This is a genomic window from Pseudonocardia sp. CA-142604, from assembly GCF_050948475.1.
Lineage (GTDB): Bacteria > Actinomycetota > Actinomycetes > Mycobacteriales > Pseudonocardiaceae > Pseudonocardia > Pseudonocardia alaniniphila.
Window position 1 is genome coordinate 9,637,997 of the sequence record NZ_CP192045.1, and the last position, 26,997, is coordinate 9,664,993.

At 69.8% G+C, this 26,997-nt stretch carries 21 protein-coding genes; 10 read left to right on the top strand and 11 right to left on the bottom strand.

The genetic code is table 11. The features are described 5' to 3' along the window. Positions 1 to 18: 18 nt before the first annotated feature. Together ACQPZQ_RS44050 and ACQPZQ_RS44055 are read left to right on the top strand one after the other, a co-directional pair. On the top strand, positions 19 to 801 hold the full coding sequence (locus tag ACQPZQ_RS44050; protein WP_433290394.1) for a class I SAM-dependent methyltransferase: 783 nt from the start codon (positions 19 to 21) through the stop codon (positions 799 to 801). Positions 802 to 906: 105 nt separating this feature from the next. Then, positions 907 to 1,596: a cysteine hydrolase family protein gene (locus tag ACQPZQ_RS44055; protein WP_433290395.1), complete on the top strand. Its 690-nt coding sequence runs from the start codon at positions 907 to 909 to the stop codon at positions 1,594 to 1,596. On the opposite strand, the gene ACQPZQ_RS44060 is transcribed toward ACQPZQ_RS44055, so the two are convergent. Continuing rightward, complete coding sequence (locus tag ACQPZQ_RS44060) at positions 1,575 to 2,174, bottom strand: dihydrofolate reductase family protein (protein ID WP_433290396.1); 600 nt, start codon at positions 2,172 to 2,174, stop codon at positions 1,575 to 1,577. The two genes, ACQPZQ_RS44055 and ACQPZQ_RS44060, sit on opposite strands and share 22 nt — an antisense overlap. A gap of 125 nt (positions 2,175 to 2,299) precedes the next feature. Next, positions 2,300 to 3,742 (bottom strand): carboxylesterase/lipase family protein, encoded by a 1,443-nt coding sequence (locus ACQPZQ_RS44065; RefSeq protein WP_433290397.1) that lies wholly within the window; start codon positions 3,740 to 3,742, stop codon positions 2,300 to 2,302. A 98-nt stretch (positions 3,743 to 3,840) separates the two neighbouring features. On the opposite strand from ACQPZQ_RS44065, the gene ACQPZQ_RS44070 reads away from it, so the two are divergent. Next, the gene (locus tag ACQPZQ_RS44070; RefSeq protein WP_433290398.1) at positions 3,841 to 4,671 is read left to right on the top strand and encodes an MBL fold metallo-hydrolase; all 831 of its coding nucleotides are present in this window, start codon (positions 3,841 to 3,843) and stop codon (positions 4,669 to 4,671) included. 12 nt (positions 4,672 to 4,683) lie between these two features. Here the strand turns inward: ACQPZQ_RS44070 and ACQPZQ_RS44075 are convergent, their stop codons facing one another. After that, positions 4,684 to 5,304, bottom strand: a complete 621-nt coding sequence (locus tag ACQPZQ_RS44075) for a hypothetical protein (RefSeq protein ID WP_433290399.1) — start codon at positions 5,302 to 5,304, stop codon at positions 4,684 to 4,686. 221 nt (positions 5,305 to 5,525) lie between these two features. Here ACQPZQ_RS44075 and ACQPZQ_RS44080 point away from each other — a divergent pair, with 221 nt between their 5' ends. Together ACQPZQ_RS44080 and ACQPZQ_RS44085 are read left to right on the top strand one after the other, a co-directional pair. Further along, a complete protein-coding gene (locus tag ACQPZQ_RS44080) occupies positions 5,526 to 5,903 on the top strand; it encodes a hypothetical protein (protein WP_433290400.1) in 378 nt (125 codons plus the stop codon). A 41-nt stretch (positions 5,904 to 5,944) separates the two neighbouring features. Continuing rightward, a complete protein-coding gene (locus ACQPZQ_RS44085; RefSeq protein WP_433290401.1) occupies positions 5,945 to 7,123 on the top strand; it encodes a serine hydrolase domain-containing protein in 1,179 nt (392 codons plus the stop codon). 471 nt (positions 7,124 to 7,594) lie between these two features. Here the strand turns inward: ACQPZQ_RS44085 and ACQPZQ_RS44090 are convergent, their stop codons facing one another. Continuing rightward, positions 7,595 to 8,521: a LysR family transcriptional regulator gene (locus tag ACQPZQ_RS44090; protein ID WP_433290402.1), complete on the bottom strand. Its 927-nt coding sequence runs from the start codon at positions 8,519 to 8,521 to the stop codon at positions 7,595 to 7,597. 418 nt (positions 8,522 to 8,939) lie between these two features. On the opposite strand from ACQPZQ_RS44090, the gene ACQPZQ_RS44095 reads away from it, so the two are divergent. Further along, positions 8,940 to 10,211 (top strand): MFS transporter, encoded by a 1,272-nt coding sequence (locus ACQPZQ_RS44095; protein ID WP_433290403.1) that lies wholly within the window; start codon positions 8,940 to 8,942, stop codon positions 10,209 to 10,211. A 6-nt stretch (positions 10,212 to 10,217) separates the two neighbouring features. Here ACQPZQ_RS44095 and ACQPZQ_RS44100 read toward each other — a convergent pair whose 3' ends face one another. The 6 genes from ACQPZQ_RS44100 to ACQPZQ_RS44125 all read right to left on the bottom strand — a co-directional run bounded on the left by ACQPZQ_RS44100 (position 10,218) and on the right by ACQPZQ_RS44125 (position 20,865). Next, positions 10,218 to 12,857 carry a Pls/PosA family non-ribosomal peptide synthetase gene (locus ACQPZQ_RS44100; protein ID WP_433290404.1) on the bottom strand — a complete coding sequence of 880 codons (2,640 nt, stop codon included), beginning with the start codon at positions 12,855 to 12,857 and terminating at the stop codon, positions 10,218 to 10,220. Positions 12,858 to 14,000: 1,143 nt separating this feature from the next. Beyond that, positions 14,001 to 15,452 carry an MFS transporter gene (locus ACQPZQ_RS44105; protein WP_433290405.1) on the bottom strand — a complete coding sequence of 484 codons (1,452 nt, stop codon included), beginning with the start codon at positions 15,450 to 15,452 and terminating at the stop codon, positions 14,001 to 14,003. Between the two features lie 308 nt (positions 15,453 to 15,760). After that, positions 15,761 to 16,258 (bottom strand): (2Fe-2S)-binding protein, encoded by a 498-nt coding sequence (locus ACQPZQ_RS44110; protein WP_433290406.1) that lies wholly within the window; start codon positions 16,256 to 16,258, stop codon positions 15,761 to 15,763. After that, the gene (locus ACQPZQ_RS44115) at positions 16,255 to 17,166 is read right to left on the bottom strand and encodes an FAD binding domain-containing protein (protein WP_433290407.1); all 912 of its coding nucleotides are present in this window, start codon (positions 17,164 to 17,166) and stop codon (positions 16,255 to 16,257) included. Before ACQPZQ_RS44115 ends, ACQPZQ_RS44110 begins: the two co-directional genes overlap by 4 nt. Then, positions 17,163 to 19,520 (bottom strand): xanthine dehydrogenase family protein molybdopterin-binding subunit, encoded by a 2,358-nt coding sequence (locus ACQPZQ_RS44120; protein WP_433290408.1) that lies wholly within the window; start codon positions 19,518 to 19,520, stop codon positions 17,163 to 17,165. Before ACQPZQ_RS44120 ends, ACQPZQ_RS44115 begins: the two co-directional genes overlap by 4 nt. A 40-nt stretch (positions 19,521 to 19,560) precedes the next feature. Next, the gene (locus tag ACQPZQ_RS44125; RefSeq protein ID WP_433290409.1) at positions 19,561 to 20,865 is read right to left on the bottom strand and encodes an MFS transporter; all 1,305 of its coding nucleotides are present in this window, start codon (positions 20,863 to 20,865) and stop codon (positions 19,561 to 19,563) included. Between the two features lie 221 nt (positions 20,866 to 21,086). On the opposite strand from ACQPZQ_RS44125, the gene ACQPZQ_RS44130 reads away from it, so the two are divergent. Continuing rightward, entirely contained in the window at positions 21,087 to 21,713 is a 627-nt protein-coding gene (locus ACQPZQ_RS44130) for a TetR family transcriptional regulator (RefSeq protein WP_433290410.1), read from the top strand. Positions 21,714 to 21,795: 82 nt separating this feature from the next. Next, positions 21,796 to 23,319 (top strand): FAD-dependent monooxygenase, encoded by a 1,524-nt coding sequence (locus ACQPZQ_RS44135; protein WP_433290411.1) that lies wholly within the window; start codon positions 21,796 to 21,798, stop codon positions 23,317 to 23,319. Between the two features lie 24 nt (positions 23,320 to 23,343). On the opposite strand, the gene ACQPZQ_RS44140 is transcribed toward ACQPZQ_RS44135, so the two are convergent. Then, on the bottom strand, positions 23,344 to 25,374 hold the full coding sequence (locus tag ACQPZQ_RS44140) for a GAF domain-containing protein (RefSeq protein WP_433290412.1): 2,031 nt from the start codon (positions 25,372 to 25,374) through the stop codon (positions 23,344 to 23,346). A 211-nt stretch (positions 25,375 to 25,585) separates the two neighbouring features. Here ACQPZQ_RS44140 and ACQPZQ_RS44145 point away from each other — a divergent pair, with 211 nt between their 5' ends. Continuing rightward, positions 25,586 to 26,230 (top strand): dihydrofolate reductase family protein, encoded by a 645-nt coding sequence (locus ACQPZQ_RS44145; protein WP_433290413.1) that lies wholly within the window; start codon positions 25,586 to 25,588, stop codon positions 26,228 to 26,230. A gap of 80 nt (positions 26,231 to 26,310) precedes the next feature. Beyond that, entirely contained in the window at positions 26,311 to 26,985 is a 675-nt protein-coding gene (locus ACQPZQ_RS44150; protein WP_433290414.1) for a PhzF family phenazine biosynthesis protein, read from the top strand. Positions 26,986 to 26,997 lie beyond the last annotated feature (12 nt).

A 26,997-nucleotide genomic window follows, 5' to 3' on the forward strand; every position in this document is an offset into this window, starting at 1 on the left:
CGTGAGAGTCTCTTGGTGATGAATGAGACATTTGCGACACCAATCACGGAGACGGACGGCTACGACCAGGCGTTCCGGGCGCTGCACGACAGCCGCCTCGTGCGGAGACTCTGGGCCGAGGCAATGGGCGAGCAGTACCCGGAGGAGGTCGACCCCTTCAGCTCGTGCTGTTGGTGGCTGCTCGGACAGTTCGTCGCCGGTCTCCGGCTGGGACCGGGCGGCACGGTGGTGGATCTCGGATGTGGCCGCGGCGGCCCGGGCCTGTGGCTGGCCAGGGCGCTGTCCGCCCGTCTGGTCGGCATCGACATCAGCCCGGTCGCGATCGAGCTGGCGCGGTCACGGGCACCGCAGTTCCTCGCCGACGACCAGGCCTCGTTCCATGTGGCCGAGTTCGGCTCCACCGGGCTGGAGCCCGCCACGGCCGACGCTGTGGTGAGCGTCGACGCGCTGCCCTTCGCCCCGGACCTCGACGCCGCGCTGCGCGAGATACACCGCATCCTGCGGGTGGGCGGGCGTCTCGTCTTCACGGCCGCACAGAGCAGGGCGCAGGCGCCAGGGTCCGCGGGCACGTGGGAGCGCCATCTCGAGGATGCGGGCTTCACCGTGGAGACGCGGATGATCAACGCCTTCCATCACGAGCACTTCCGGCGGCTCTACACGCTGTGGAACGAGCACGCCGCTGACCTGCGGTCCGAGCTCGGCGAGGTGGTGGCGGCCGGTCTGCTCGCCGAGGCCGCCGGCGTCGAGCAGCTCGACCAGCTGGACGCGCTGGTCGTCGTGGCGCAGCGGCGCCCCGGCTGACGCGGACGCAATGTTTCACGTGAATCATGCGGCGCGGCGGCCCCGCCCTGCACCATGGACGTGAAGGGTTGCCGGCCCCCCGGTCCGCCGCGGGAAGGACGTCCGATGGATCAGACCGCCGTACTGATGATCGACATGCAGAACGCGTACATCGCCGAGGACGGCATGCGTGACGCGTTGGGCTGGCCACCGATCTGGCGGCTGGAGGAGACGGTCGCCGCCTGCGCCGCTCTGCTGGCCGCCGCCCGCGAGCAGGGGCTTCCGATCATCTACTCCCGCGGGGTCGGCAGTGCGGCAGGTCCCCTCGGGAACAACCCGCGCTTCACCCGCCTGCTCCGGCATCGCGCCGACCGCATGCCCGAGCTCTCGCAGGCCCAACAGGTCTGGAGCCGGCAGATCATGGACGCCGTGGCACCGCGGGCCGACGACATGGTGCTGGACAAGAGCCGTCCCAGCCTCTTCGACTACACCGAGCTCGAACCACTACTGCGCAACCTCGCCGTGACCCGCCTGATCGTGGCAGGCCTGCAGACCAACGTCTGCGTCGAGGAGACGGCCCGCGCGGCACTCAGCCGCAACTTCGAGGTCGCCGTCCCCGACGATGCGGTCTCCACCGACGGTCCCGACCTCCACGTCGCGGCCCTCAACGCCATGCGCGTCCTCTACATCGAGGTCGCGCCGTGGAAGGATCTCATCGCCCCGGGTGCGACGTGGGAACGGGCCTTCACCACACCCGACTACGGCCGCAATCCCGCCTACTGGAGCGAGTCGACTCAGGCCGGAAGCACCCGATAGTCGATGAACGTCGCGTGCGCCGACTGCCGCACGCCGAGGTGCTGCAGCTGGACCGGGCGGGTGAACCCGTCGAACAGCCGCTTGCCTGCGCCGAACACCACCGGCGCCACGATGATCGTCAGCTCGTCGACCAGCCCGGCGTCGAGAGCCTGCCGGATGACATCGGCGCCGCCCATGACGTTGACGTGCCCGGCCCCCGCGGCTTCCTTCGCCGATGCCACGGCCTTCTCCACGCCGTCGACGAACGTGAAGCCCGCTCCGTCCGGCTGCTCGTCCGGCCGATGCGTCACGACGAAGCACGGCACCCCCGCCGGGTTGGTGCCGCCCCAACGATCTGCCGCCTCGTACGTCCACCGGCCCGTGACGACCGCTCCGAGGCCGGCCATGACCGACTCCAACCAGGCCTGGTCCTCCCCGGTGGCCCCTCCTTCGGGAGGGGCGTCATAGGTCCACGGTCCGCCGAACACCCAGTAGTGCAAGCGCTCACCGCCCACGCCGAGCCCCTTGCCCGGGCCGTCGTCCGGTCCGGCGATGTAGCCGTCGACCGACATCGTGATCCCGGCGGTCACCTTGGTCATGTCTGCCCCCGCGTGGTGAGCGGCCCGCTGGTCGGGCCCACATGAGGCGGACCAGCGGCCTACCCGGAACTCATCGGTGACCACCCGGGGACAGCCGTGACCGGCGATCGACGCGGGTCACTGGATCAGCGGATTCCCTCCCACACAGCGCGGGTGCCGCCACGGGGGTCGTGCACCGTCTCGACCGTCGTGCCGAAACGCCGCACACAGCGCTCCTGCCCGTAGGGCTCCCACCCCGGATCACCGCTCGTCGCGAACGACACCCACGTCCGGTGCATCGCGTCGGCCAGCTCCTGCGGCGCGTCCTGGCCCGTGAGACCGGTTGTCCTGCTCAGGTTGTCGAAGACGAAGCCCAGCTCGAGCGCGTGACAGGCACCGAGCTTGCCGTCGAACGCCGCCGATGCCCAGTCGAACTCGTAGACGTACGTGCGCGCGTGCGCCTCGGCGATCCGCAGCATCGGGATGCGGAACAACCAGTCCGTCACGACGTCGGCGAGAAGCACACCGGGCGACGTGCCCGGCCGGACCGCCCGATACGCGTCGAGCGCGCCGACCGGCAACCCGTACTTCGCCGCGACGGCCTGCAGCGTCACCTCCGTGGCACCGTCCATCAGGCCGGACGGCACGATGAACAGCCGGTACTCGTCCCTGGTGGACCCCACGAGCAGGTCGACGCCGTCGGCGATGCGGGTTGTCGGCACGTCGGGCAGGACGTCGCCGTCCACCACCGGCGCGTAGATCAGCCCGTTCACGGCGGCCTCGCCCCACCGGTCGGGGTCGGGCGCCGACTGCATCTGGACGGCGAGCTCCTGCTGCGCCTTGACCAACCGCTGCGGAGGCACCTGCCGGAGCTCCTCGACGGGCACGCCGACCTCGTCCGCCACATGGCCCGCGATACGCACTGCGGTCGCCGCCGAGAGGACGGGGTGGCGCCCGCCGCTCTGCAGGACGGCCCGCCCGAACAAACCCGTGGCCGCGGGCATCGCCAGCAGAGCTGCGATGCTCATCGAGCCCGCCGACTCGCCGAACACGGTGACATTGGCGGGGTCGCCCCCGAACGCGGCGATGTTGTCCTGCACCCAGCGCAGCGCCGCCACCTGGTCGAGCAGGCCGACGTTGGCCGTGCCGCCGGGAAGCAGCAGGAAGCCCTCGGCGCCGAGCCGGTAGTTCACACCCACCAGCACCACGCCGTCTCGGGCGAAGGCCGTGCCGTCGTAGGTCGGCTGCGAGTTCGAACCGTTGACGAAGGCGCCGCCGTGGATCCACACCATCACCGGGGCACCCTCGGCGTTCTCCGGCGCCCAGACGTTGACGTTCAGCCACTCCTCACCCGGGACGGCCACTGCCGGGAGGATCCGGTCCATCGGCGCCGGGTAGCCGGGCCCCGGCACCGTCGGGCCGTGCTCCAGCGCGTCGCGGATGCCGTCCCAGGCAGGCGCCGGGGCGGGCGGGGCGAACCGGTGGGGCCCGAGCGGGGCCGCAGCGTACGGAACACCGAGGAAACGCGACACGCCGTCTGCCGCCCGTCCACGAACCTTGCCCGCCGACGTCATCACTACGCGATCCATGACCGCAGTGTCGTCCTGGATGATCGGCTCCGACAGACCCCGCGAAGGGTCACGGACCCGAACATCCGCTCCGGATACTGTGCGTCCGTGAATGCCAGGTGACCGGCGCGACCGAGAGGTGGCGCGAAGTCGGCGACCGCGTGTACGTGCGACGCCACCACGACATGGATCTCAACGTCGGCTTGGTGGTCGGCGACGGCGCGTGCCTCGTGGTCGACACGCGGGCGACCTGGGAGCAGGGTCGCGAGCTGACCGACGCGGTCCGCACCGTCACCCCGCACCCCTGGGCAGTGGTCAACACCCATATGCACTTCGACCACAGCTTCGGCAACGGAGCCTTCCGCCCCGCGAGCATCTGGGGACACCGCCGCTGCGTGGAAGCCCTGACCCGCGATGGTGAGGCGATGCGCCTCCGGCGCGTCGAGCGCTACCGGGAGGCGGGCGATGCGGAGAAGGTTGCGCAGCTCACCGCTACCCGTATCGACCCGCCCGACCTGCCGGTGGACGACACGGCAACTCTGGACGTCGGCGGTCGCCCGGTGGAGCTGCGCCACCTCGGGCGCGGTCACACCGACAACGACCTCGTCGTGCTCGTGCCCGACGCGGACCTGCTGCTCGCCGGTGACCTGGTGGAGGAGGGTGCTCCACCGCAGTTCGGCGACGGGTTCCCGCTGGACTGGCCGGCCACCATGAACGCGGTGTTGGCTTTGATCAGCGGCGCGGTGGTGCCCGGCCACGGCGCCGTGGTCGACCGGGCGTTCGTCGAAGGCCAGCGCGACGAGCTGGCCCGGCTCGCCGAGGTCGCGCGAGACGGATACGCGACGGGCAGGCCGGCCGTCGAGGTCGCGCGGGACGTGCCGTACTTCGGCGAGTTCGCGCTGCAGGCCGTCGAGCGGGCATATCTGCAGCTCTCGGCAGAGCCGGTCTGACCGGCGGCGCGACTACGCCTCGACGAAGCCGAACAGGCGGCGGTCGCGCTCGAGGGGGACCGACGGCGCCCTGAGCACGCCTGCCCCCACGGCCCATCCAGGCCGCGGCGCGGCCACGAACGCCGTCTCGGCCACCCCGGCGTCGGAGAACCACGAGCGCAGCCGTGGAGTCACGTCCGGCGCGCGGGTGCTGCGCGTCCACACGACCGTCCCGCCTTCCACGAGAAGGGCCGGCACTGCGGCGATCGTTCGCGCGATGTCCTCGTCGGAGATGTTGCCGAAGATCCCGCACAGCAGCAGCACGTCCGCAGGCGCCGCTCCTCGGCAGGCCGCGGTGGTGCCTGCGTCACCCTCCACCACCTCGACGGACGCCGGCGCCACCGAGCGAGCCACGGCGCTGAGGTCCGGGTCGAGCTCGACCAGGCGGCCGGTGACGTCGGCTCCGCGGGGGTGTGTCGCCAGCACCGGCAGGACGTCGCGGCCCTGCCCGGCGCAGAGCGACAGCAGGCGCACCTGCCCGGGCGAGGTCCGATCGAGCGCCAGCCGGATCTGCTGCTGCACGGCGAGAAGTCGCTGTGACAGCGGACTGTCCGGGTCGTCGTAGGCGCCGTGCCATTCGGTCCAGTCGTTCATGCGACCAGATTGGCCGACAGAGCGCCTCGGGCCGAGCGTGATCGCCGAACGGCTCACGCACCACGGAACATCGTCTCTCACGTTGACGAGGTTCCACTGCTCCGTTAACCTCGTCTCGACCGAAGACGACGTTTTATTCGTCCACCACTGCGAGTCCCCAGCCCCGAGCGTGGTACTCATCAGATCGTCACAGGAGGCCGGCCGGAAAAGTTGGGTGCACCATGACCGAGCACTACCTCGGCGTCATCGGCATCGCCGAAGCGCTGGGCGTGAGCCGGCACGCGGTGCACAAATGGCGCTCGCGCTATCCGAGCGATTCGAGTCACCCATTCCCCGAGCCCGATGTCGACATTGACGGGGTGCCTGGCTGGCGACCCCCGCGATTGGACGAGATAATGCAGTGGCGAGAAGGCCTACCCGGCCGTGGTGCGGGCGGCGGTCGCCCGTCCGCCTCACGTCAGGAATACCTCAGAGAAGCGGCCGCCCGCGATTTCACGAGGGACGAGGCGCTGCGTGCGCTCGACGCGCTCACCGAAGAGTTCCCCGAGATGACCGAGCCCGAGATCTGCGCCTGGCTCGTCGACCATTGGCGCAGCTAGCGCCTGCCCGAAAACGTAACGCAAGGAGAAGGCGATGACGCATGCCTGAAATCGGCGGCGGCACGACAGCAGGTTTCGAGATCGTGCGCGACGCGTTCGCGGAAAACCTGAAGCGAGACGACGAGGTGGGCGCAGCGGTCGCCGTGTACCTGCACGGCCGGAAGGTCGTCGATCTGTGGGGCGGCATCGCCGATCCCGAGCAGGACCGCCTGTGGGAGAGCGACACCCTGCAGGTCGTCTACTCGACCACCAAGGCCGTCACGGCCACGTGCGCGCTTCTGCTGGCCCAGCGCGGAGAACTGGACCTCGACGCACCGATCGCCGAGTACTGGCCCGAGTTCGCAGCGAACGGAAAGGGTCGCATTCCGGTGCGCTGGCTGCTCACCCACCAGGCCGGGCTGCCCGCGATCGACCACCCGATCACGCCCGCCGAGGCGATCGCCTGGGAGCCGATGGTGACGGCGCTGGCGGCCCAGCGTCCGTTCTGGGAGCCGGGCACCGAGCACGGCTACCACGGGCTCACCTTCGGATGGCTCGTCGGCGAGGTCGTCCGGCGGGTGTCGGGCCGCAGCCTGGGCACCTTCCTCGCCGAGGAGATCGCCTCGCCTCTCGGGCTCGACTTCTGGATCGGGCTGCCGAAGTCCGAGCAGCACCGGGTGAGCCGGATCATCGCGGCCGTGCCCGACTTCGATGCGCTGTCCCGGATCGATCTGGACGCCCTTCCCGAGTCCGTGCGGGACGTGATGGCGGCCTACGCCGATCCGACGTCGCTGACCGTCCGTTCGCTCAGAGCCGTAACACCCGCGCTCGATCACAACAACCCCGACGAACAGCGTGCCGAGATGCCCTCGACCAACGGCATCTGCACGGCCCGCGCACTTGCTCGCTTCTACGCCGCACTCATCGGCGAGGTCGACGGGCACCGCATCCTCGAACCCGACGCGCTGGCTGGGGCAACCGCGCAGCGGGCGAGCGGCATCGACCGGATCCTGCGCATACCCGTCCGAATCGGCACCGGTCTCGGCCTCCCCACGCCCGACACGTTCTGGTACAGCCCGAGCGCTTTCGGATTTCCCGGTCTCGGCGGTTCACTCGGCTTCGCCGACACCGCAACCGGACTCGCCTTCGGCTACGTGATGAACCACATCAAGGAAGGCGCACAAGATCTCCGGGCCGCGCTCCTGGTCGATGCGGTTCGCACCGCAATGAAGGGCATATGACCCGTACCGGTGAATTCATGACCCGCCGCGGCGGGATTTCCGACTCGACCCGATCGACACCGATAGTGTGCCGTCGCCCGGTTTGGACCACAATGAATCCTCGGAGTCCACCCCAGTAGGCTGAGCAAAACGAGGGGGGCCGAACAGGCGTGCGAATGTTTGCCTTTGCTTTGATTGCGGTAGTGGTGGTGCTCCTGGTCACCGCACCGGGAGCATTGCGGTCACACCGCGCACCGACGAGGGATTGTGATACCACTGCCACGAGCCGGTCGCACCACCCAGCCGACGTGGCCGATCGCGACAGCCGCTCTCGCGCTGATCGAGATGGGTCCAGGCTTCGGTGCGAATTCGACGGCACTCGTGACGAGCAGGACCCGTCGTGCCGTACGACGGGGTCGCTCCGCTCGCACACGGATCGGTGCGACGACGATGTGCCGGAAACGGCGTCGCACTGACCACGCGCACTCGTCGTCAGAGTTCGGCCGCGAGCACGTCGTGACTGGCGAGCGTCATCTCCTCACGGAACTCCCGCACCACGGCTGACTCCGGACCGGGCCTCCAGAGCATGATGAGGTCGGCGCTGACGTCGGTCAGGGGCACGAAGCGGATACCCGCCGGTTGCAGGAGCGAACTGTACGAGCGAACCAGCACCGAGACGGCAAGTCCCGCGGCAACCGTGGCGAAGATGTTCATCAGCGTCGCCGATTGCAGTTCCGTGGCCACACCGGCCGCCCGCAACTGCTCGGTGAGCCATTGATGCCCGATGGGCTGCACCGAGCGGTCGAAGAACACCACTCGCTCGCCTGCCAGGTCCCCGATGGTCGCCCTGTCCGCTCCGGCCAGCCGGTGCCCGCTGGGCACCACGAGGCAGAGCGGTTCGGTCATCAGCACTCGGTGCGCCAGATCCTGCGGCGGCGCGACTATCCCGTTGAAAGCGACGTCGATACGTCCCTCGCGCAGGGCACGGTGCTGTTCGTCGTCGGGCAACTCCGTGACGGTCGTCTCCACCTCCGGGTGGCGTCGGCGAAAGGCAGCCAGTCCGCCCACCAGAATCATCGGTGACGTGCCGGGCAGCACGGCGATCCGCAGGCGCCCGACCTGTCCGACCGCTGCGCGATGAGCGGCGTGAACGACGTCGTCGGCCGCGGCCAAGGCACGTCGGGCAGCAGTGACCACCTGCTCGCCGGCGGCGGTGACCTGCAGCCGCCGACCCGACCGTTCGAACAAGGTCAGACCGAGACGCCTCTCGAGGGTTCGCAGTTGGCGGCTCAATGACGGCTGCGCCACATGCAGCCGGACCGCCGCCGCGCTGACGCTCGACTCGTCGGCAACGGCGACGAGTGCGGCAAGCAGCCGCAGCTCGACACCGGCACCCGAAGCCGTCGATGGCTTATTCACCTCCGCGATATTAGCGCGTCGGCCAAGTCACGGACGCCGAAAGCCGGGACCGTCCAATCAGCGGGATGCTCGATTCTGCGGCGCCCCGGGGAATAGTTTCCCGCGCTTTACTCGACCAGGCTGGACAGCACGGCGGGCGCTTCACGGGAACATCACACGGATCGGTAATTCCGTGAAACCGAATTCGTCAGGTTCTCGTACTGGCCGCTGATACCGGGTCGTTTTCTCGGTCGCCGGACCGGTCAGGGCGCCGCGCCCGACGCATCGCGCCGCGGCACCCGGCCCGCCTCCGTCCGGATGAGGTGCCAGGCCGCCCGAAATGACCTATTGACGCCGCTCCACGCCTCGGTCACGCTACATCGACTCGTCGCCGGACGAGTGTCCGCGCAGCGGACATCCACCGACACCAGGAGCTCCAATGGCGCGGCCGACCGGTGGCGTGGACGCGACGAGCACTTCTGGACCGAGCCGGCGGACGTCCGCGGCGGCCATCGCCGTCGGGTTCACGGCACTCTGCCTGTCGTACATGCTCAACGCGATGGACCGGCAGGTCTTCTACCCGCTGCTGCCGGAGATCCGTGAGGAGTTCGCCTTCTCGCTCGACCAGGCCGGGCTGCTGGCCACCGGCTTCACCCTGGGTCTCGCACTCACCGGACTACCCGCCGGATATCTGCTCGACCGGCTCTCCCGCAGGATGATCGTCGTCATCAGCGTGGTCGTCTACTCGCTGGGCACGATCGCCATACCGTTCGCGGCCGGCTTCGCGGACATGGCCGTCTACCGGCTCCTGAGTGGCGTCGGCGAGGGCGTGCAGGCCACGGCCATCTACGCGATCATCGGCGCCTACTTCTTCCACCGCCGCGCCTTCGCCGCTGGTTTCATCGGTCTCGCCTTCGGCCTGGGTGTGTTCCTCGGACCGCTCATCGGGCAGAGCCTGGCGGTCGCTGGTGGTGGCTGGCGAAGCCCGTTCCTCATCTTCGGTGCTGTGGGCCTGGCAATGGCCGTCGTCCTGATCGTCACGGTGCCCCGGTCGATGAGCGAGGCCGTGGCCGGCCGGGACAACACCACCGACACCGCCACCTACGACCACATTCCCGCGAGCCCCTACAACCGCAACGCTCTCGCCCTCGCAGCGGCATCTGCGGTGTCGGGACTCGTCTTCTACGGATTCCTGGGGCTGTACCCGACGTTCCTTCGCGAGGAGCTCGAGTTCGGAGCGGGGCAGGCCGCCCTCGCCTCGGCGCTGGTCGGGTTCGGGGCGATGATGGCGCTTCCGGTGGGCTGGCTGGCCGATCGCGTCGACCAGCGTCTGCTCCTGGCCGTGGGGTTCGTCGGCTCGTCGCTCACCGCACTCGCCGCGTACCAGCTGGCGGAGGGAGCGGCCGCCCAGTACGTACTCGCCTTCCTCATGGGCACCTTCGCCAGCGGCGTGCTGTTCACCAACTGCACCACCGCGCTCCAGCGAGCCGTGCGACCCGAGCACGTCGGACGTGGGGCAGGCCTGTTCATGCTGGCCTACTACGTGGCCGCCGCCGTGTCCGGGCTGATCTTCGCGCGCCTCGTGGCCGGCATGGGCTGGCAGGGCGCGGGCCTCGTGCAGCTCACGCTGCTCCCGCTCGTCGGCCTCGCCGCGCTCGTGCTGGTGGACACCCGCCGGATGATCGTGCCGCCACGGCAGCAGACCGGGTGAGACCACTCAGATCTTGCGCGCAGGGTTCCCGCCCCAGCGCTCGTGGGGCGGGACCTCTTCGCCCTTCATGAGGAAGGAGTCGGGCTCGAGCACGGACCCGTCTCCCATCGTCGTGCCGTAGTGGACGAACGCACCGACCCCGAGTGTGCAGCCGGAACCGATCGTGATGTAGTCGGACTTGAAGGCGCCGTCCTCCTGGGAGTGGCACTGGATGACCGACCCGACGTTGAGAGTGACGTCATCGCCGACCGTGACCGGCGTCTTCTCCACGAAGTCGCAGCCGTCGTCGAACAGGCGCCTCCCGAGCCGCACGCCCAGCAGACGCCAGATCACGCTCTTGAACGGCGTGCCGTTGAAGATCGGGAAGTGCGCCGGCACGGAGAGTTTCCAGAAGCGCTCATGCCGCCAGAACGCGACGTCGTAGATCGAGCAGCCCTGGGGCCTCAACGTCACCAACGACGTGACGGCCCGCGCGACCAGCACGAAGTAGACGACCGTCCACGCGATGATCACCAGCGAGGCCGCTGCGATCGCCGAGGCGCCGAAACCGTCAAAGAGGTCCACGGCGGCCATGCCGAACAGGACCACCCCGAGGAAGTACACCCAGCCCGCCAGGAGAAACAGGCCGATCGTGACGAGGTTGTGCCGGTTCTTGGCGGCCAGGCGGCGGCGGAGCTCGTCCCGGCTCGTGAGACCGAAGTCGGCGTCACGCCGCACGGTCCGCGGGATCTCGAAGCTCGGCGAACCCAGGAGCCCGACGCCCTCCCGGATCCTCCCGTCGAGCGGAACCATCACCTTCGTGGCGAGGAGGCAGTTGTCACCCGTCCTGCCCTGCGCCGGATAGGCGATCCTGTTCCCGAGGAAGTTGTGCGCCCCGATCGATGCCCGAGAGACGCGGAACGACGTGCTCGAGAAATCGGCGTTCATGATCGACAGCCCGTCCGCGACCATCGTCCCGCTGCCGACCGTGCTGAGGTACGGAGTTTCGTGCCGCACGTCCAGCCCGAAGTTCGATCCGGTCTGCTCGATCTCGGACAGGTCATGCCCGACGCGAGTCATGTAGTTGACGATGTAGGAGCTGTCCCCGAAGAGAATCGTGAAGAGCCTGATATTGGTCAGCCGGGCGATCGTGTAGTGGACCCAGTAGTGCACGCCGTACAGGCAGTAGACCTTGCCCGGTCTGATGGTGAGGTTGAGCAGGCGCGGAAGGGTGACCACGACGAGGAGTCCGACGAGCAGGGAGCCGAAGAAGAGGACCGCCGAGCCGATCATTGCGTCGACGTAGAACACCGTGCTCGTGAAGGCCAGCGGCCCGGAGTCCAGGAGTGTCGCGAGGCTCGGGAACTCCAGCAGGAGCATGGCGACCCCGCCGATCAGCAACGGCAGGCCGACGAACAGCAGGCCCGCCACCTGTAAGCCGGCATAGACGCCTCTCCGCAGAGACGTGCAGCCGACCGGCTCGACCGTCCGGTAGTCCACCTCGGTGCGCTGCGCGGGCGACCCGTGCCAGTGCTCGCCGTCGGGCACGGCCTGCCCTGTATGCAGCGAGGAGGCATGGCCGAGCTGGGTGCCGTCGCCCATCGAGGACTCGATGTCGATCACCGTCGACTCGCCGACGAAAACGTCCTTTCCGAGGGTGACGGCGCCCGTCCGGATCACCCCGGACTCGGCTCGGTAGCAGTTGAAGAACGAGTCCTTGCGGATGACGGTTCCGTCACCGATGGTGAGCAGATCGGTGCACACCGGAAGGTTCCGGGAGAAGATCACGACGCCGCGTCCGACATGCGCTCCGAGGGCCTTCAGGTAGAGCACGTAGAGCGGCGAACTGGCGCTCGTGCGTGTCCGACCGCCGGCGACGAGCAGCAATGGATTCGCCCGCACCAACGTCTTGACGATCCAGAAGCGCACATATGCCGGACTCCACACACGTATCCGCTGAGGCTTCCAGCGGCCGATGAGCACCCACTTCGCCACGATCGGGAGGATGGACAGGATCAGGAAACCGATAACACCCAGGAGAGTCGCACGTAAATAGATGTCCAGCAGGCCCGGGGCGGTGGAGATCCACTTGTATCCTCGTTCGAGAATGTACGCGGCGAGGTAGGCGTAACCGACCAGAACCAGGAACTGCACCACCCCACACATGACGTACCCGAACGAGCCGACCGGGCGCAGCTGCGCCACCTCCGCCGTAGACAGCGACTCGAGGGGGGACGGGCTCGCCGGCACCGCGAGCGCTATCGCCAGACTGCGGATCGTCGGATTCGCATAAACATCCTGCATCGATACGGTCGGGAGATCTTCCTGCTTTCTGACCTTCGCGCAGAATCGGGCCATCACCATCGAGTCGGCGCCCAGGTCCTCGAAGAAGTTGCTGTCCGCCGACACCCGCTCGACACCGACGACGCCGGCCAGCACCTCGGCGAGTTTTTCCTCGACAGGGGCGGGTGCCGTCGCTGCGAGCGCCGTCACCAGGTCTCGGATCGTCGGGTGCTCGTAGATGTCCTTCATGGAGACGTCCGGGAGCTCGGGCTGCTTCCGCACTCGCGCACAGAACTGCGCCATCACCATGGAATCGGCGCCCAGGTCCTCGAAGAAGTTGCTGTCCGCCGACACCCGCTCGACACCGACGACGCCGGCCAGCACGTCGGCGAGATTCCGCTCGGTACCGGCCGTCGCACTGGCGGCCCCGTTCCGGATCTCCGTTATTGAGGATTCAACTACGGATCCGAGCGGTGTCTCGACATATTCTCCCACGAGGGCGAGCTCCCTAGGTCATGAGTGTACGGATGGGAAAACGCACGAGAAGTGCGAGGGAAATACTCAACCCACGGACGCGCCGGGCCCGGACACCCGGAAACACCGCCGTCCGATCAGCGACTCCCCACGGCCTCGTCGATCCCGACCCGAGGACGGGGCACCGACTCTCTCATTCGACTCGCCACTGCTCCACGAATCGTCGGACCCACCAGAGCCAGTCCTGAGAAACCCCACGGAGACGTTCGAATATGCCGCCCCGGCCAGATCGTCGACCATATCCATTGCCGGCCTTGCTCCCCACGTTCGGCCATGCTGACACGCCCCAGCGCATATGATGATCAGCGCTGGCGCCACTGAGAGCGCACCCGTTATGGCGCGCAGAACCAGATTAGTGGTGGGCGACGCCCGGCTGTCAAGCGCAGGTCAAGCCCAGTAGAATCACCTTTTACCAAGGCTGCGCCAATCACGCTCAGCAGGCAGCGGCAATTGGGGTAGCCTTCGTGCGCCAGGCGCCAGATGGGATCTTGGATCCTTTCCTCCATTCGCCGGGGAACAACGTCACCCGCGACGTGCCCTGGCTGTTGCGATGCCGACCACGGTGATCCGGTCCGCGCGGCGCCGATCGTCATCTCGTCCCTTCGCGCGGCACAGCCGCATCGGCCCGGACGCCGGCGGCAGCGCCTGTCGAGGCGGCAAGGGCGCGCGTACTCGATGCCGCAGGTCAGGATCGTTGTGGCGCTGCGTAGCCGACGCGCTGGAGATCCACGGGAATTCAGGCGAGATCGGCACGCCCTCCGCCATCGTCCCGGCTGCGGGCAGCGTGATCGGCCGAGGCGAGGATCCGGGATCGACCGCGGCGGGAGGAGATTACCCGGCCTCGCCGTACCGCCGAGGGGCCATCCGGTGGTCGTTGAAGGTACACACGAAGGCGCGCCCGCGTTACGCGATCTGGGCGGAAGCGGGAGACCCGTCTGGCCGACAGACCGTTGAGAGCACGACTTCCCGCGTGAACGTCCATGCTGTGGTTTCTCAGTGATCGTCGAGATCGGTGTCCCCGATCCACCCCTCGCTGGCCTCCTCCAGCGACAACCCCTGGGTCTCGGGGCCGAACCACACCGCCGCAGCCATGATCACGTACATCACGCCGACCGTGACGAACACGCCGCCGGCGCCGGTCGCGTCGGCGACCGCCCCGGCCACCAGCGGGGCGATCGATGCGGCCAGCAGGAACACCGTCACCATCGCGCCGGTGCCGAACGCCCGCACCCGTGTCGGGTAGAGCTCGGGTGCCCAGATGAAGGCGGTGGTGTTGAGCAGGATGAACATCAGCTGCAGCAGCCCGCCCAGGACGAGCACCATGACCAGGCTCGACGAACCGGCGAGCGCCACCGCGACCACGACCGCAACGAGTGCGCCGTAGCCGAGCACCACCCGGCGCCTGAACCAGTATCCGAACGCGGTGGCCAGCAGGGCTCCCAGCAGCCCGCCGACGTTGATGAGCATGGTGTAGACGAGCGCTGTGGAGACGTCGAGACCGCGGGAGACCAGCAACGTCGGCATGAAGACCGTGACGGCCACCTGCGCGCCGAACGTCATCGCCGACACCACCCAGATCACCAGCGTGTTGCGAGCCAACCGGCCCTCGAACACCTCCGCGAGCCGCACCCGCTGCCGGGGGAGCCGCGTGCCTTCCGCCCCGCCGATGTACCTGGTGGCCTCCATGCCGCGCACGGCCCGCAGCCGGTTCGCAGCAAGCCTGGTGAGCACCTTGTTCGCGTCGTCGACCCGGCCGGCCACGAGCAGGTAGCGCGGCGACTCCGGCAGGAACCGGCGGTAGACGAACACCAGCAGTGCGGGGATGGCCAGCACCCCGAGCAACCAGCGCCATGCGACCTCGGGCCCGCCCAGCGCCGACTCCAGCGGGCCGAGCATGACGACGGCCAAGGCGGACGAGGCGAAGATCCCCAGGCCGCCGCCCGCGACGTTCACCGTGGCCACCGCGGCGCCCCGGAACCTGGTGGGCATCAGTTCCGCGACGAGGGTGAGCGCAGTATTCGTCTCCCCGCCGAGTCCGATCCCGACGATGAACCGGGCGGCGAGCAGCCAGCCGAAACTCGGGGAGAACGCGGCGAGCAGCGCGCCCACCGTGTAGAGCGCGAAGTTGTAGGTGTAGGTCACGCGCCGCCCGTAGCGATCGGCGGTGACACCGGCGATCAGCGACCCGATCGCCATGCCGGCGAACGTCAGAGTGGTCAGCAGACCCACCTGGACGTGGGACAGCGACCACTCGCTCGCGATCAGCGGCGCTGCCAGGCCGACGTTGTACTCCTCGATCGCATTGATCAGTGTGCCGACCGCGACCAACACCACTACGAGCACGTGGGCCCGTCGGAACGGGATGCGATCCAGCGAGGAGGCGAGCTCCTGGCCGGCCCGGTCCCGCAATTCGCGGGATTCCTTCGACGAGGCCGGGTTCGTCATGAGGACTCCGGAGCCACCAGCGGATTGCCGACGACGAATCAACCGCTGTGCCCTCCTCCGAAACGAGCCCCCGAAGTCCGTCCCTGGGTCAGCCCAACGCATCACCTGCCCTGGGCAATCCGCCCGAAGCAACTAACTGCCTCCGATTTCGCGGCTTTGCTCCTTCGGGCAGGACTGGTAGTCAGTTCGGACGGCTCGTTCTTCCGCCGAGCGGAGCAGCGACAGGAGCAGGTGCCCGGTAAGTTCCGAAATCCACGTCGACCGCGCCGAGAAGCAGGTGGGAGGTTCGGCGCAGGACCGGAGAACCCTCAGGCGCCGTTCTCGCCCGCGCCCTTCTTGCCGTACGCACGCAGCACGGCGCGACGGATGCCCTCGTAGCCGGTGCAGCGACAGAGGTTCGAGCTCAGCAGCCCGTCGAGACGCTCGGGGTCCTCGGCGATCGCCGGCTCCTCCTCCAGGGCCCCGACCACCAGCATCACGAACCCTGCGGTGCAGAAACCGCACTGCAGCCCGTGCTCGGCGGAGATCGCCTCCTGGAAGGCGTGCAGCCGGCCGTCCGCCGCCAGTCCCTCGACCGTACGGATGTCGCGGCCCGCGCACTGCACCGCGAACATCAGGCACGAACGCACGCCCTCGCCGTCCACCAGGACGGTGCATGAGCCACAGACCCCGTGCTCGCAGCCGAGCTTGGTGCCGGTGAGGCCACAGTCGTCGCGCAGCACGTCGGCCAGAACCCGCCGCGGCTCGACCGTCACGTCGTACTCGGCCTCGTTGACCGTGAGGCGTATCGGAGTGCGCCCTGTCATCGTTCCGCCCGCCTCTCGACGTTGACCTCGCCGTCCTCACGTGCCTGCGTCAGCGCCCGCCGGACGAGCACACCGATCGCGTTCCGCTTGTACTCGACCCCCGCGTGCGGCTCCGGAAGCGGAGCGGCAGCGGCCACGGTGAGTTCGGCGGCCCGGGCGAACGCACCCGGCTCGGCCTCCTGGCCGACCAGATGACGCTCCGCGTCATGCGCGCGCATCGGACGATCGGCCGCCCCGGCCAGCCCGAGCCGGGCGCCGGTGATCACGCCGCGCCGCAGGGCCAGCACCGCCACAACCGCGACCTGGGCGAAGCTGGCGTGGGTGCGGTGCTGCTCGCAGAAGCCGACGCCGACCACGTCCGCCTCACCGACGGGCCCGGGCAGCAGCGGCAGCCGCACGGACGTCAGGATCTCGTCCGGCTGCCGTGCCGTCCGGAAAGGGCCGAGAAAGTAGTCGCCGGCCACCACCCTGCGAGTGCCGCCGGGCCCGGTCAGCTCGATCGCGGCGTCCAGGGCAACGGCCGTGGCGCACCACTCGGACGCGGGATTGGCCCAGGCCAGGCTGCCGACCATGGTGCCGCGCGCACGTACCGGCGGGTGCGCGATGAACGGGCTGACTCTGCTCAGCAGCCGGCCCAGAGCCCCCGGCGCCACGCTCGGCGTCTCGAAGGCACGGTGCCGGGCGAGCGCACCGACGCGCAGCACGTCACCGTCCACCGTGATCGCGTCCAGGCTGCGCACGTTGTTGATGTCGACGAGCAGGGCGGGCCGCTCGCGGCGGTAGTGCATCTCCAGCACCAGGCTCTGGCCTCCGGCCAGCACGCGGGCCGTCTCGGGCCGCTCGGCGAGAGCGGCAACGGCGTCGGGGAGCGCGGTCGGTGCCACGTAGTCGAAGGGTGCGGGTTTCATCGCGCGCCCACCTCCTGCAGGCCGCTGGCCAGCCAGCATGCCTCCGGTGTCAGCGGAAGCTGGACCCCGCCGATGTCCGTCTCCGCCGTTCCGCCACCCGTGGCCGACGGTCCCAGCGCGTCGATCACGGCGTTGACGATCGCGGGAGGCGTGCCGATGCATCCGGCCTCACCCGCACCCTTGGCACCGAGCGCGCTGTTCGGGTTGGGGGTGACGGTGGTGCCGAGAGTGAGCGGCGGGAGCTCACCGATCGTCGGCAGCAGGTAGTCGAGCAGGTTGTCGGCCTGTGGCCTGCCCTCGTCGTCGAAGGGCATCTCCTCGTACAGCGCCTGCCCGATCCCCTGCACGATGCCCCCGCGCGTCTGGTCCTCCACGATCTGGTGGTCGATCGCCACGCCGCAGTCGTCCACCGCGACGAGGCGCAGCACGCGCACGTTGCCCAGCTCCCGGTCGACCTCGACCACGGCCACGTACGCGCCGAACGGAAAGGCCGCCGGGCCGTCGTAGACGCCCTCGACCCGCAGCGGTTCGGGCGAGGCGTTCGCCAGCTCCCCGAGCGTCCAGCTGCGCTCCCCGGTGCTGACGACGCCGTTCGCGTAGTCGGCGTCGCCACCTGCCGGCTCGACGGCGCGCCGCTTCGCCTCCGCGATCAGGTCGCGCGCCGCCTGGTGCAGGGCCGCGCCGCCGACCTGCATCGACCGGCTCCCGAAGGTACCGATGCCCTGTGGGACCTCGTCGGTGTCCGCCTGGACGAGCGACACGTTGTGCGCCGGTATGCCGAGGGTGCGCGCCACGAGCTCGGGGAAGACGGTCTCGTGACTCTGGCCCGTGGAGCAGGTGCCGATGCGTGCGGTGACGCTCCCGTCGGGCTCAACGGACAGGGCCGCCCACTCGTTCGCCATGGGCTTCTGTTCGAGCCCCGAACGCTCGGCGAAGCTGCAGATCCCGATGCCGAGCGGCCACTCGCTGCCCGACCGGCGACGCCGCTGCTGCTCCTCCCGCCAGTACGCGTAGTCGACCAGCTCCAGCGCCCTGTCCAGTGCCAACTCGTACTGCCCGCTGTCGTAGCGCCTGCCGGTCGGTGACTCGTACGGAAACGCCTCCGGCGGGATGAAGTTGCGCCGCCGCAGCTCCGCCGGATCCATCCCGAGCCTGCGGGCGAGAAGATCGACCGTGCGCTCCACCGCGTAGACCTGCTCGGGACGTCCCGCGCCGCGGTACGGCGCGGTGGGCGTCGTGTTGGTGACCACCGTGCGGATCCGGGCGTGCACCATCGGGGTGCGGTACACACCACCTGCGGCCTGCCCGGTCTCGGCGTTGAAGAACCCCCCGGTCGGGTAGCCGCCGATGTCCGCGTCCACCTCGAGCGACAGCGCCAGCATCCGGCCGTTCGCGTCGGCCGCGATGCGCACCCGCTGGTTCTGACCCCGCCCGTGCGTGGCGCCCGACAGCGTCTCGGCGCGGTCCTCGAGCCATCGGACCGGCCGGCCGAACTGCAGCGCCAGCCGCACCACGGACAGGTACTCGGGGAATGTGCCGCTCTTCGCGCCGAAGGCCCCGCCGCTGTCCGGCACGCGCACCCTGATCCGCTCGGCGTCCAGCTCCAGCGCCGTGGCCAGGTCCCGGTGCAGCCGGTGGGGCGCCTGGTGGGAGACCCAGACCGTCAGCCGTCCGTCCGTCTCGGGCACGGCGAGGATCGCACGGGGCTCCATCGGTGTGGGAGCGAGGCGCGGCTGCCGGTACACGCCCTCGACGACGACGTGGGCCTGCTGCCACACCTCGTCGGGAACGGGATCGCCGAACTCCATGTCGGAGACGACGTTGTCGACCGCGTCGAAGAGCCAGGTGGAGGACGCTGCGGCCGCGCCGGGGTCGACGAGCACGGCCAGCGGGTCGATGTCCACCCGCACGGCGTCGGCACCGTCCTCCGCGACGTAGCGGTCGGCGGCGAGGACGACGGCCACCGGCTCCCCGACGTAGCGCACCCGTCCGTCCGCGAGCGCCGGGACCCGACGCATGTCGGGCTCACCCGTGGGACGGAACGGGGGCACGTACGTCAGTTCGTCGCCCAGGTCCGCCGCGCTCCACGCGCCGAGCACCCCGTCGACCTCGGCCGCCGCGCTCGTGTCGACGCGGAGCAGCCGCCCGTGCGCGACCCTGCTGCGCACGAACGTGACGTCGAGGCAGTCGGCGACGTCGAGGTCACCGACATAGCGGCCCGCACCGGTGATCAGCCGGGCGTCCTCCCGTCTCCCCAGGATCCACGACTGCGCTCCCTCGGGAACGTGGGTGGTGGTAGGGGGCGGCGACACCGGAGGCTGGACGGGGGTACGGCTCTCGGGAAAGTCGCTCACTCGCTTCAGACTAGGCCTCTCCGCCGGGGCGAGGCTGCCGTCAGCCGGCGGGTCGTGTGGCCATCCCGTCCTGTCCGGCGCCCCGCCCGGCGCCCACCGTCTCCGTGATCATGGCGAGAGGGATCAGGCCGAGCAGGCAGATCACGGCCAGCACGACGTAGTGCACCGGGAACCCGAACCCGTCGATGATCCACCCGGAAACGGCGGCGGCGAGCACGCCCGACAGTCCCAGCGCGATGCCGATCATGATGCCCATCGCCGTGCCGGCCGACCGCGGCACCGAGTCGATGAGCAGCGCGTAGACCACAGGGAAGGGCGCGTTGCGGAACAGACCCCAGGCGAGCAGGACGATCCATGCGCTCGCCGGGCTCGAGATGAAGATCATCGCCAGCAGGGTCACCGCCCAGCCGATGACGAGGAACCGGATGGCGAACTTCCGCCCTGCGTGGTCGGACCATGCGCCCCACACCACCTGGCCGATCCATCCCGTCAGCCCGGAGGCCCCGGAGAGGAGGGCCGCCAGTGCGAGGCTCATGCCCTGGTCCACCAACTGCCCCGTCAGGAACGTGACGGCCCCGGCCTCCGCCCAGAGGAAGAGGAAGATCAGCACGACCGACCAGCGGACGTTCGCGTTGCTCAACGCCTCCCGGACGGGCGCGAGGGCCGACCCGGTGTGGCGGACGGAGAGCTCCGGGAGCGGGCGGGTGAGTCCGCGGCGGTCGATCCAGTCGTAGACCCGCTGCTGGTTGCGCCTGGTGCCGAGAAAGGTCTGCGCCACGATGATCGGGATGCCGAGCAGCGGGATCAGCAGGAACGCCTCCCGCCACCCGGCCACACCGAGCACGACGGCGATGAGCGCACCGGTGAGGAACTGGCCGAACGGGAAGCCGGTGTGGTGCACGCCCACGGCGAATCCCCGGTGCTCCCTGGGCCACCACTCGCTGACGAGAGCGACGTTGACCGGCTCCGATCCGCCCCGGCTGATCCCCATCGGGATGCGCAGCAGCAGGAACGCCACGAAGCTGCCCGCGAAGCCGAACGTCAGGGCGCCCCCGAGGATGCCGATCAGCATCGCCACGTTCCAGGTCCAGGTCCGGCGGTATCCGGTGCCGATCCGGTCGGAGGCCCACCCGAAGACCAGCGCGCCGACGATCAGGCCGGCGAAGAACACCGAGTTGATCAGTCCGGCCTGGGTCGAGTTGAGCCCGAACTCCTCCTGGATGGCGGGCAGAACGGCCGGGAGGATCCCGCCGTCCACCGCCGTCATCAGGATCGCGCACGTCGTGATCGCGAGCGTCACCCAGGACAGTGGGTGGGCGCGTGGCAGCCACGCCGACCCGCGCATGGACTCTCGTGCTCCGGACAAATCGACCTCGCTGACGTTGACCGATGGAGCTTCCGAGTGATCGGGCCGGTCCACGGCGGAGATCGCGTCAGCACGATCACCCGCTGATTGTCAGCGCCGTGATCAGCGGGGTCAACGCCGCGGAACCAGGACGGAGTTGCGCTCGAATCTTGCGCCGCACGCATCTTTGCGTCAGACGCAAGATTCTGTATGGTGGCTCCATGGAACCGGACGGCGACGCTCGCGTCGGCCTGCGGGAGCGCAAGCGGCAGGAGACGCGCACCGCGCTGAGCTGGGCCGCAATCCGTCTCACCGTCGAGCGCGGGCTCGCGAACGTCACGGCGATGGACATCGCAGCCGCGGCAGGGGTGTCGCACCGGACGTTCAACAACTACTTCTCGAGCATCCCGGAGGCGATCGCGGCCCGTCAGGCCGACCGGGCGAAGCAGACCGCGGCACTGCTGCGCGCCCGGCCTGCGGACGAGCCCTTGTGGGAGGCGATCGTGGAAGCGGTGCTCGCGCAGATCCACCACGATCAGCAGGGGGTTCGGGGCCGGACGCCCGATCCGGCGTGGACCCAGGGCGTCCGGCTGATGATGGAGCACCCCTCGCTGCAGGGCGAGTTCCTCAAGGCGCACGCCACCACCGAGCACGAACTCGCGGTCGCGGTCGCCGAACGAACCGGCACCGACGCAGGCGACCTCTATCCACGACTCGTCGCCGCCACGGCGTGGGCCGCTGTGCGGGTGGCGATGGACCAGTGGGTCAACGCCGACCCACCGGTGCCGTTCACGCACGTGCTGCGCGAGTCACTCAACCGGCTGGCGGCCGGCCTTTCCCAGCCCTGATCCGTCCCTGACCCCTGTACGCCCAGGAGCGCCTGGGCCGGTTCGTCGTGTCCGTTTCCGTCACCAGGTGAGGAGCATCATCATGTCCACAGTGGACGTCATCATCGCAGGTGGAGGGCCGAACGGGCTCCTGCTGGCTTGCGAGCTGCGGCTGGCCGGGGTCCGCCCGGTGGTGGTGGAGCGGCTGCCCGAGCGCAGCCAGGAGCACCGAGCCAACGGACTGGTCGGGCAGGTCGTGCGCATGCTCCACCGGCGCGGCCTCTACGAACGGCTGAGCGGGATGCCGGGGCCGCCGATCCCGGCGCCGCGGTTCGTGTTCGGCGGATTGCCCCTACTGCTGGATCAACTGCCTGACAACCCGCTGACCATCCTCGGCCTACCCCAGCCCGAGCTCGTCCGACGCCTGGAAGCGCACGCCCGTGAGCTGGGGGTGGACCTGCGCTACGGCCACGACGTGACCGCCATGGCACAGGACAGCGACGGGGTGACCGTCGAGGCGAACACGCCGGGAGGCACCCAGGCACTGCGGGCGCGCTACCTCGTGGGCGCCGACGGCGGGCACAGCACGGTGCGCACGCTCGCCGGGATCGGCTTCCCGGGCGTGACCCGTGAGGACACGGTGTCGCGGTCGACGCACGTGAGCCTGCCCGCGTCCGTGCTCGATCCCGTCACAGGCGGAGTGCGCGCCGGTGACGTCCACGTCCCGCCGTTCTTCCACTTCCGCACCGACCACGGCGTGTTCGTCTACGCGCCGTTCGCGGGAGGCCCGATGGTCACAACACTCGAGTGGAACCGCCCCGCGCACGAGCTGGCCGGGCCGATGAGCCTCGGCGAGATGCGGGCCAGCATCCGGCGGGTGCTCGGCGCGGACATCCCACTCGGCCCTCCCGAGGGAGACGGGCCGCACCTTCTGCGACGCCGCACCGGCGGCAACACCCGGCTCGCCGAGTCGTTCCGCGCCGGCCGTGTACTCCTGCTCGGGGACGCGGCACACGTGCACTCCGCCATCGGAGGCCCCGGACTGAACCTGGGGCTCCAGGACGCCGTGAACCTCGGCTGGAAGCTCGCCGGCACCGTGCGCGGCTGGGCGCCCGATGACCTGCTCGACACGTACGAGAGCGAGCGGCGACCGGTCAGCGAGCGGGTGGTGATGCACACCCAGGCTCAGTCCGCGCTGATCTCGCCGGGCGCGGAGATCACCGCCCTACGTGAGCTGTTCGCCGAACTGCTGGGCGAGGAGCGGGTCGTCCGGCACATCGCCGAGCTGATGTCCGGCGCCGACATCCGCTACGACTGGGGCCTCACCGACCCCCATCCCCTGGTCGGCCGCTGGGCTCCGGACCTCGAACCGACCGAGGGCGGGGAGAAGCTGGCGGAGCTGATGAAGGCGGCGCGGCCGGTGCTGCTCGACCTCTCCGGCGCGCTGGCGAACGCGGCCGAGGGATGGAACGACCGCGTCGACCTCGTCGAAGGCCGGGTGGCCGACGGGCCCACCGCCTTGCTGATCCGCCCCGACGGGTACGTCGCCTGGGCATCCTCCGACCGCGAACCCGACCTGGCGACGCTCCGAGCCGCGCTCACCCGATGGTTCGGAGAGGCGACGTAGAGCGCCGGCAACGGTCATCCCGCGTCATTCGACCGGCTGGGGGCTCGACCCCGCCCCGTTCGGAGTGAGTGGCAGAGACACCTGCAGGGTCGTGCCCGCACCGGGCGGGCTGTGCAGCGAGAGTCTGCCGCCGAGTGCCTCGACGCGGTCCTTGATGCCGATGAGACCCGACCCGCCGCCGGCACGGGCGCCACCGCGCCCGTCGTCGCGGACGCTCAGGTGCAGGACCCCGTTGTCGGTCTCCATCCTGACGTCGACGCCGGAGGCGTCCGCGTGCTTGGCCGTGTTGGTGAGCGCCTCGGAAACGGCGTAGTAGGCCGCGAGCTCGACAGGCTCGAGCAGTCGGCCCTCGACGCGGACGTCGAGGCTGACCGGAACGGCCGAGCGTCGGGCCAGCATCTTCAGCGCAGGTCGCAGGCCGCCCTCGGCGAGGGCTGCAGGGTGGAGGCCGCGGGCGAGCTCCCGCAGGTCGTCCAGCACCTCGCCCAGCTCGGCGACCACCCGATCCAGCTCCGCGGTCAGGTGGTCGGCACCGGGAGGTACCGCCTGTTGCACGGCGCCGCGCAGGTGCAGCGCGAGGGCGACGAGGCGTTGCTGGGCGCCGTCGTGCAGGTCGCGCTCGATGCGACGGCGGGCGGTGTCGGCGGCGGTCACGATCCGCGCTCGCGATTTGGTGAGCGCTGCTTGGGCGTCGGCGTCGGCCAGGGCGGTGGCCACCAGCTCGGTGAAGGCCGCCAGCCGCAGCTCGGCGCCCGACGGGAGCGGCTCCGCGTGCGACGCGGCGATCATCACTCCCCACAGCCGGCCCTCGACGGTGATCGGCGCGCCCGCCCCCGACCGGGCACCGAGATGCGCGAAGCAGCTCGAGATCGATCCTTCAGGGCCCTCGAACCGGTCCGTTCGCATGGGTCGGCCGGTTTCCAGCACCGTCGCCGCCGGGCCGACTCCCGTCACTCCGAGCCGCACAGTGCAGGGAAACTCCACGCCCGGCCCGTTCCACAGCCCGACGACCGTGCCGGTGCGATCCGGCTCGTAACGGAACACCACCGCGAGGTCGGCGCCGAACAACTGGCCGACCTCGGCGGCGACGAAGCCGAACGTCTCAGCCGGATCCGCTCCGCCTGCCACCAGCGTGGCGACCCGCCGCAGCGCCGCCTGCTCCTCGGCGAAGTTCCGCAGTTCCATCCGGGCCTGCGCGTTGGCGATCGCAGTGCCGACGAGCTCGCTGAAGCCGGTCAACCGGCCTTCCGTGTCGGCCGGGAGCGGGCCGCTCACGGACCAGGCGATCAGAACGCCCCATCGGCGGCCTTCGACGACGACCGGAGCACCGACGACCGACTTCAGATCCAGACCACGAGCGAACGGCGCCCGCACCGCGATGTCCTCGTAGTTGTCGATGCGTGCGGCACGTCCCGTGCTGAGCACTTGGCCCGACACACTCGTTCCCTCGAGCTTGGCGCGCTCGTAAGGGGTTGGAGCGCATCCAGGCTTGCTCCACTCGGCCACGTGGACGAGCTCCGTCACGTCCTCGAATCGAGCGATCCGGATGCCGTGCACGTCGAGCAGGTTGCCGGCCTCCGCCGCCACCGCAGCGAAGAGCTCATCGGCTGGTGCACCCTTGGCGACGAGGGTCGCCACCCGGCGAAGCGCCGCCTGCTCGTCGGCGATGTCCGCGTGGGCGCGCTCGGCAGCAAGGGCGCGGCGGGCGGCATGCGCCGCTATCTCGCCCAGGAAAACCGCTACGACCAGGTAGACGATGAGGTCCACGAGGTTAGCGGTGTCCGGGAACTCCAGCGGATGCGTCGGGGGGAGGTAGAACCAGTCGAAGGCGAGCATGCCCGCCATTCCGACCGGGACCGCGTACGCCACGCTCGTGAACCGCGCGATCGCGGTCAGGGCGACGAGACAAACAGCGCCGAGGAGCGCGGCGACGACGTCGGAATCGATGCTCGCGAGAACTACGGCTCCCAGCACGAAAGTGCCGGCGCCCGTCATGAACGCCAGCACGATCTCCGCGCCGAGCGGGAGCCAGCGGGCCCGCTCCCATGGGGCCACGGAATCAGGTTACCCGCAGCAGGCTGATAGCGCCCCTGACCAGCGCCGTCGCCGAAGAGCGCACTCTCGGCCGAGGAACAGCCCCGGTCTCCGGATGCGTTTCCCGGCTATCTCGGTGTGATCGGCATCTCCGATGATCGGGCCGATTCCGCCGATGATTCCGTCCGGCCCGCGTGGTCTACCGATCATCGAGAGTGCAGGAGGAGCCCGCGTGAATCAGCTGCTGAGGGTGCAGAACTTCAACGTCTCGCGTGACGGATTCGGTGCCGGTGAGAACCAGAGCCTGGAGAGGCCGTTCGGCGACGTCGACCCTGGCGACATGTTCGCCTGGGCCGGCGCCACGGCGAGCTGGCCCATGCGCACCGACCCAGGAGGAAGCCGCGGCCTCGACGACTACTTCACGCGGGACTACGCCCGCAACATCGGCGCCGAGATCATGGGCCGCAACAAGTTCGGCCCGCAGCGCGGCCCCTGGCAGGACCACGAATGGCGCGGCTGGTGGGGCGACGAGCCTCCGTTCCGCACCCCCGTGTTCGTGCTGACCCACCACAAGCGTCCGTCGTTCACCCTCTCCGACACCACGTTCCACTTCGTCGACGACGATCCGGCCACGGTCCTCGAGCGGGCGCGGAAGGCGGCGGGGGGCAAGGACGTCCGGCTCGGCGGCGGGGCAACCACCATCCGGCAGTTCCTCGACGCCGACCTCGTCGACACCATGCACGTGGCCGTCTCGCAGGTAGAGCTCGGATCCGGCGTGCAACTCTGGAAGTCGCCGGACGAGCTGCTCGACCGGTTCCACCTCGATGTCGTGCCCAGCCCGAGCGGCGTGACCCACCACCTGTTCTGGCGGAGGTGACCGGGCTGCTCGCGCGGTGCCGGCGGCCGGCGGGCCCGGCGTTGATCGGCTGACACAGCTCGTTGTGCTGCGATGAGGGCGTGCCTGAACTCGTGGTCGTCGACGTCTTCTGCGGTCCTGGACATACAGCCGGAAATCGGCTCGCAGTGATCATCGGCGGTGACACCGGCCCTGCAGCGCGGCAGCAACGAGCGGCTGAGCTCGGATACAGCGAGACCGTGTTCATCGATGACGTCCGCCGCGGCGTCGTCGACATCTACACGCCGAGCATCCGGTTGCCGTTCGCCGGGCATCCGCTGGTGGGGGTGTCCTGGCTGCTGCGCGCACGGTTGGGGGCGTGCGACGTGGTCCGCCCCGGGGCAGGCGCCGTCCCGACCTGGCCCGACGGCGACTTCAGCTGGGTGTCGGGCCGGCCGGAGTGGGTCACCGGACGGACCACGCACCAGTACGCGTCGCCCGCGGAGATCGAGGCCCTGCCCGGTCCGCCCGCCGGCAACGGCTTCCTGTACACGTGGGCATGGGTGGACGAGGCGGCCGGCGTCGTGCGGGCCAGAGCCTTCCCGCGCCGCGGTGACGCGATCGTGGAGGACGAGGCCACGGGCGCAGCGGCGCTCCAGCTCACCGCCGAGCTGGGGCGGTCGCTGACAGTGCATCAGGGTGTCGGGTCCGAAATCCGCACCCGGCTGCAGCCGGACGGCCGCATCGCCGTCGGGGGCCGTGTCAGGCCGGCCGAGGAGCCCGCCACGAACACGTGACGCAGGGGAAAC